At 71.0% G+C, this 1,390-nt stretch carries 1 protein-coding gene; it reads left to right on the top strand.

The window, feature by feature from the left end:
* The first annotated feature begins 258 nt into the window (after window positions 1–258).
* Window positions 259–1,212, top strand: a complete 954-nt coding sequence (locus PV679_RS35990; RefSeq protein ID WP_319685493.1) for a bifunctional riboflavin kinase/FAD synthetase — start codon at window positions 259–261, stop codon at window positions 1,210–1,212.
* The last annotated feature ends 178 nt before the right edge of the window (window positions 1,213–1,390 follow it).

The following is a 1,390-nucleotide window of genomic DNA, read 5'->3' on the forward strand; positions in this document are numbered from 1 at the left end:
CGGCGAACCGGCCGGTAACGGGCTCAGACGCGAATGCGCCCCCCGGGAGGTCTGTCCGCCCCGGCCCCGTCATGCACCCCTCCGGGTACGCGCTCAGGGTGCACTGAGGGTGCACCGGGGGGCGCATTCGCGTCTGAGCCCGTTACCGGCCGGTTCGCCGAGCCCGGTGCCGATGCGGGGCGCGGACGCCGGGCATGGCAGTCTTAGAGCTGCGTAACCGGCAATGACGTACACAGTTTCGGGCGAGGAGCGGTCACAGTGCAGCGCTGGCGTGGTTTGGAGGACATCCCCCAGGACTGGGGACGCAGCGTCGTCACCATCGGCTCTTACGACGGGGTGCACCGCGGGCACCAGCTCATCATCGGCCGCGCGGTGGAGCGGGCACGGGAACTGGGCGTCGCGTCGGTCGTCGTGACCTTCGACCCGCATCCCAGCGAGGTCGTACGGCCCGGCAGCCACCCGCCGCTGCTCGCCCCGCACCACCGGCGCGCCGAGCTGATGGCGGAACTGGGCGTGGACGCGCTGCTGATCCTGCCGTTCACCGTCGAGTTCTCGAAGCTGTCACCGGCCGACTTCATCGTGAAGGTGCTGGTCGACAAGTTGCACGCCCGCGCGGTGATCGAGGGCCCGAACTTCCGCTTCGGCCACAAGGCGGCGGGCAATGTCGAGGTCCTGGCCGACCTGGGCGCGACATACGACTACGACGTCGAGGTCGTCGACCTCTATGTGACCGGCGAGGCCGGCGGCGGCGAGCCGTTCTCCTCCACGCTGACCCGCAGACTGGTCGCCGAGGGCGATGTCGCGGGCGCCGCCGAGATCCTCGGCCGGCCGCACCGCGTCGAGGGCGTGGTGGTGCGCGGCGCGCAGCGCGGACGTGAACTCGGCTACCCGACGGCCAATGTGGAGTGCCTGTCGCACACGGCGATCCCGGCGGACGGCGTGTACGCCGGCTGGCTCACGGCCGACGGCGAACGCATGCCGGCGGCGATCTCGGTCGGCACGAACCCGCAGTTCGAGGGCACGGAGCGGACGGTCGAGGCGTACGCGATCGACCGGGTCGGGCTGGACCTGTACGGGCTCCATGTGACCGTCGACTTCCTGTCGTACGTCCGCGGGCAGCAGAAGTTCGAGTCCATCGAGGCGCTGCTGGTGGCGATCGCGGACGACGTCAAGTGCTCGCGGGCGCTGATCGAGGAGTACGACGCCGACTGAACGCCTCCGGCGGGGGTTGCGGGCTTGTGCGGTGCGTTGTGGGCGCGGGTGCGCCTCCGGCGGGGGTTGCGGTCCGGTCTGGGCGGGGCCCGGTGGTGTGGTGCGGGTTGTGGCCGGGTGTCGTTCCGCGGTGGTGTCCTGGACTGCATGATTTACGGCGCGTGCGGCCCGGCAATCC

The sequence above is a fragment of the Streptomyces sp. AK02-01A genome (genome assembly GCF_033795305.1).
GTDB lineage: Bacteria > Actinomycetota > Actinomycetes > Streptomycetales > Streptomycetaceae > Streptomyces.